The sequence below is a fragment of the Curtobacterium sp. B18 genome, from assembly GCF_000333375.1.
Classification (GTDB): domain Bacteria; phylum Actinomycetota; class Actinomycetes; order Actinomycetales; family Microbacteriaceae; genus Curtobacterium.
Window position 1 is genome coordinate 1 of record NZ_BACZ01000153.1, and the last position, 4,851, is coordinate 4,851.

Here is a 4,851-nt window from a genome sequence, read left to right on the forward strand (position 1 = left end):
TGCGGCGCCGGGAAGTGTCCGGCGGCGGGGTCGCCTTGCCGGACGGCACGGTGCGGGGTTGTTCGGCGGGTGCGGTGCTGCCCGCTCGGTGCGGGGTTGTAGCGGAGCACGGGGCGGGCAACCTCGCACGGGGTGAGCGAACCGGCACGGGGCGAGCGAACTGGCACGGCGCGAGCGAACTCGCACGGGATGAGCGAACCGGCACGGTGCGCGACAAGCACCCGCGCGCGGTCAGGCGTACCGCTCGGCCGCGCGCAGGGCCGCACCCGTGTACGAGCCCCCGAACAGGAACACGTGCAGCAGCAGCGGCGCGAGCTGGTGCAGCGCGACGCGCTCCTGCCACCCGGCGGCGAGCGGCGACTCGGCGTCGTACGCGGCGAGGACGGCCTCGAGCCGGGGGAGCCCGAACAGCCCGAGGAGCGCCAGGTCCGTCTCGGCGTGCCCGCCGTGCGCGATCGGGTCGATGAGCACCGCGCCCGTCGGTGTCGTCCCGTCGACCGGGTCCGCGTCGGTCGGCCAGAGCACGTTGCCCGCCCAGAGGTCTCCGTGCAGCCGCGCCGCACGGTCCCCGACGAGCGCCGGCTGCGGGGACCCGAGGGTGCCGTCCTGCACCCGGTCGGCGACCCGGTCGAACACCGCGGCCTGGGCGTGGTCGAACCCGCCGGCATCGACGATGCGGCGGACGAAGTCGCGGATCCGGTACTCGGCGAAGAACTCGCCCCACGCGGCCGGTGCGTGTGCGGCGTCGACGAACGGCGTGCGGGAGCGTCCCATGCGGAGCGGCGTGCCCGTCGGCCAGCCGGGCGGCGGCGCACCCCAGTGCTCGGCGCCGGCCGCGTGCGTGTGCGCGAGGGAGCGACCGAAGCGCTCGGCCTGCCGGGTGGACGGGGAGCCGTCCGGGATCAGCTCGAGGTCGAGGACCGTCGGGCGCGGTCGACCGAGCACACGGGCGATCCGGGTGCCGCCGTCCGGTTCGGCCTCGGCGAGCCAGCCCAGGCCGGCTGCCTCGGCGGCGGCCTCGTCGGGGGAGGCGAAGGTCTTCACGTGCGTCGCGGCCATCGCCCCATCCTGCCGAAGCCGCCTCGACTCCGCCTCAGACCGCGTCGACGAGCGCCTTCGCGAGCGGGTGCCACGCCCTGGACGTCGGTCCGCTCAGCACCAGCGTCCGCGCCAGCCGCCGGGCCATCGGCACCATGACGAGGTCCGGCGGCAGCATCACCCGGCCGAGCGTCGGCACGATGGACACCCCCTCGCCCCGCTCGATCATCCCGAACATCGTGCTCATCTCGCGGACGCGGTGGGCGTACCGGAACGGCTGCCCGTCGAGCTCGTGCAGCCGCTGGATCTGGTGCTCGCACCCGCCGCCACCCGCGACCAGACCGTCCTCGTGCAGGTCGTCGAGGGTCAGTGCGGGGAGGTCGGCCAGCGGATGGTCCCGCCGGACCACGGCGGCCATCTCGTCCTCGGCGACGACCACGCCTCCTGGCGGCAGCGGGGACGGGTCGACGAGCACGGCGGCGTCGACCGTCCCGGCCTCGAGCCACTCGGGCATCTCGTCGTCGTCGCCCTCGTAGACCTGCACGTCGACGTCCGGCAGCGTCACCGCCCACAGCTCGCGGAGCCGCGGCAGCAGGCCCTGGCACACCGTGGGGACGGCGGCGAGGCGCACGGTGCCGCGCGCCGTGGCGGGCCGGACCACCTCCTCCAGGGCCTCGACGGAGGCGAGCACGCTGCGGGCGTGTGCCAGCAGCCGGTCGCCGAGCGGAGTCGTTACCGCGGCCGCACCGCGCCGGACCACCGGACCACCGACCTCGCGCTCCAGCCCTGCGACGGCGTGCGAGACGGCCGACTGCCCGACGCCGAGGGCGGCGGCCGCGCCCGTGAACGATCCGGCGTCGACGGTGGCGACGAACGCGCGCAGCTGGGGGAACGAGACGGTCATGCGTCTTCCTCATCCGGTCATGAGCGCCATGCGTTTGCCGCATGCGCCGTGGATGTCGACACTAGGCCACATGAACGCGGTCCTCTACCTGCTCGTGGCACTGACCTGGGGGTCGAGCTTCCTCTTCGCGAAGATCGGGCTCGACGGCCTCGCGCCGCAGCAGGTCGCGACGGTGCGCACCGTCCTCGGCGCGCTCACGCTCGTCGCGGTCCTCGTCGCCACCCGCCGCCGGTGGCCGCGCGAGCCACGGGTCTGGGGGCACCTGCTCGTCGTCTCCGTGTTCCTCAACGCCGTCCCGTCGTCGCTCATGGCGTGGGCGGAGCAGACCGTGCCGTCCGGACTCGCGAGCATCTACAACGCGACGACGCCCATCATGACGCTGGCGGCGCTCGCCGTGCTCGTGCCGTCCGAGCGGCTCCGCGGCCGTCAGGTCGCCGGCATCGTGCTGGGGATCGTCGGCGTCCTCGTGCTGGTCGGGCCGTGGAACGTCATCGGCGACCCGGAGGTCCTCGCGAGTGTGCCCGGGCAGGTCGCGCTGCTCGGGATGACCGCCTGCTACGGCATCGGCCTCGCCTACCTGCGACGGGTGGCGGTCGGCAGCGCGTACGACCCGGTCACGCTCGCGACGGTGCAGCTGACGCTCGCCTCCGGGCTGCTCCTGCTGGTCGCGCCCGTCATCGCCACCGGTCCGGTACGGCTGGACTGGAGGATCGTGGGCGCGATGGTCGCGCTCGGTTGCGTCGGCACAGGGCTGGCCTACGCGTGGAACACCCGGCTGGTGCAGGCGTGGGGAGCGGGTCGCGCCTCGACGGTCACCTACCTGACACCGGTCGTCGGGGTGGTGCTCGGCGTGCTCGTCCTCGGGGAGCACGTGCGGTGGAACGAACCGGTCGGCGGCCTCGTGGTGCTGTTCGGCATCGCGCTGGCCTCCGGCGTGGCCGGTCGACGTCGGCGAGCCGCGCGGACCCCGGACCGCGCCGCCGCCTGAACGGGGGCAGGGTCCACGGCGGACGGCCGCCGTAGGATCGGGCCACGCACTCGCCGACGAGACGGAGCACGGTCATGACCGCCACCCACCACACCAGCGCGACCGCCTCGGTGGCAGCGATCCTCTCCGAGTCCGCCTCGCGGTACCCGGACGACGTCGCCGTGATCGTCGGCGACCGGCGCACCACGTACGCCGAGCTCTGGAGCCAGACGCTCGCCTACGCCGGGGCACTCCGGGCCCGCGGCGTCGGCGCCGGCGACCGGGTCGCGATGCTCGTCCCGAACGTCGAGGACTTCCCCCGCGTCTACTACGCGACCCTCGCGCTCGGTGCCGTGGCCGTCCCCGTGCACGCGCTCCTGAAACGCCGCGAGATCGAGTACGTCCTGCGCGACAGCGGCGCGAGTCTGCTGGTCTGCGCCGCGCCGCTCATCGGCGAGGGGGCGGCCGGGGCCGAGCTCGCCGGCGTCGAGGTGCTGACCGTGCTCGCGCCGCCGCCCTCCGACGAGCAGCCCGGCACCGGCCACGACCGGCTCGAAGCGCTCGCCCAGCAGGCGGAACCCCTCGACACCTACGTCCCGCGGCACCCGTTCGACACCGCGACGATCCTGTACACGAGCGGCACCACCGGCAAGCCCAAGGGCGCCGAGGGGTCGCACTTCTCGCTGCTCGAACAGGTCAACACGAACCTGATGACGACGTTCGACATGCACCGCGGCGACGTCCTCCTCGGGGCACTCCCGCTCTTCCACACCTTCGGGCAGACCTGCACGATGAACACCGGCTTCCGCGTCGGCGCGACGATCGTGATGCTGCCGAAGTTCGACGGGGACACCGCGCTCGCCGCGATGGTCGAGCACGGGTGCGGCGTCTTCATGGGCGTCCCGACGATGTACATGGCGCTCCTCGACGCCGCCACCCGCTCCGAAGACCGCCCGGCGCTGCGGTACGCGATCTCCGGCGGTGCCTCGCTGCCCCTCGCGGTCCTCGAGCGCTTCCAGGACGTCTACGACGCGCCGATCCACGAGGGCTACGGCCTCACCGAGACCTCGCCGGTGGCGACGTTCAACCACGTCGGGACGCCGCCGCGCCCCGGCACGATCGGCACCCCGGTGTGGGGCGTCGACGTCGAGATCGCCGACCCGGAGCAGCACGACGCGATCGTCATGCTGCCGCACGGCGAGATCGGCGAGCTCGTGATCCGAGGGCACAACCTCATGAACGGGTACCTCGATCGTCCCGAGGACACCGCCGAGGCGATCGTCGACGGGTGGTTCCGCACGGGCGACCTCGGCACGAAGGACGACGACGGGTACCTCACGATCGTCGACCGGACGAAGGACATGATCATCCGGAACGGCTACAACGTGTACCCGCGGCAGGTGGAGGAGGTCCTCGCCACCCACCCCGACGTCACGATGGCCGCGGTGTTCGGCGTGCCGCACGAGCTGCACGGGCAGGAGGTCGAGGCCGCCGTGGTGCTCCGCGCCGGTGCGACCGCGACACCCGAGGAGCTGATCGACTTCGTCGCGGCCGAGATCGCCGCGTACAAGTACCCCCGGGCCGTGCACGTGCTCGACGCGCTGCCCCTCGGCCCGAGCGGGAAGATCCTCAAGCGCGAGCTCGTCGAGCGGTTCGGCACCGAGGTCCGGACGGGGTCCTGACGGCGGCCGTGCGTACCCTGGCCACGTGAGCGACACCGGCAGGGCCTCGACCGCACGCCTGCTGTTCGCCTCGTCGCACCCGGGGCCGACCGTCACCGTGACCGTCCTCGCGACGGTGATCGCCGTCGCGGTCGGCCACGCCTGGTGGACCGTGCTCTTCGTCGCGCTGACGGTCGTCGCCGGGCAGCTCTCGATCGGGCTCGCCAACGACTGGATCGACGCCGAACGCGACGGGGCGGTGGGCCGGTCGGACAAGCCCG

The 4,851-nt window shown here is 73.6% G+C and carries 4 protein-coding genes and 1 pseudogene; 3 read left to right on the forward strand and 2 right to left on the reverse strand.

Features of this window, described 5'->3' with window-relative positions:
* Nucleotides 1-231: 231 nt before the first annotated feature.
* Nucleotides 232-1,059: a fructosamine kinase family protein gene (locus I5E_RS04245; RefSeq protein ID WP_022905899.1), complete on the reverse strand. Its 828-nt coding sequence runs from the start codon at nucleotides 1,057-1,059 to the stop codon at nucleotides 232-234.
* Between the two features lie 34 nt (nucleotides 1,060-1,093).
* Nucleotides 1,094-1,942, reverse strand: a complete 849-nt coding sequence (locus I5E_RS04250; RefSeq protein ID WP_022905900.1) for a LysR family transcriptional regulator — start codon at nucleotides 1,940-1,942, stop codon at nucleotides 1,094-1,096.
* Between the two features lie 70 nt (nucleotides 1,943-2,012).
* Between I5E_RS04250 and I5E_RS04255 the strand changes: the two genes are divergently transcribed.
* The 3 genes and pseudogenes from I5E_RS04255 to I5E_RS04265 form a co-directional block, all read left to right on the forward strand.
* Nucleotides 2,013-2,930: a DMT family transporter gene (locus I5E_RS04255; RefSeq protein ID WP_022905901.1), complete on the forward strand. Its 918-nt coding sequence runs from the start codon at nucleotides 2,013-2,015 to the stop codon at nucleotides 2,928-2,930.
* Nucleotides 2,931-3,004: 74 nt separating this feature from the next.
* Complete coding sequence (locus I5E_RS04260) at nucleotides 3,005-4,591, forward strand: long-chain-fatty-acid--CoA ligase (RefSeq protein ID WP_022905902.1); 1,587 nt, start codon at nucleotides 3,005-3,007, stop codon at nucleotides 4,589-4,591.
* A 25-nt stretch (nucleotides 4,592-4,616) separates the two neighbouring features.
* Nucleotides 4,617-4,851, forward strand: a pseudogene (locus I5E_RS04265) (UbiA family prenyltransferase); the annotation flags it as partial.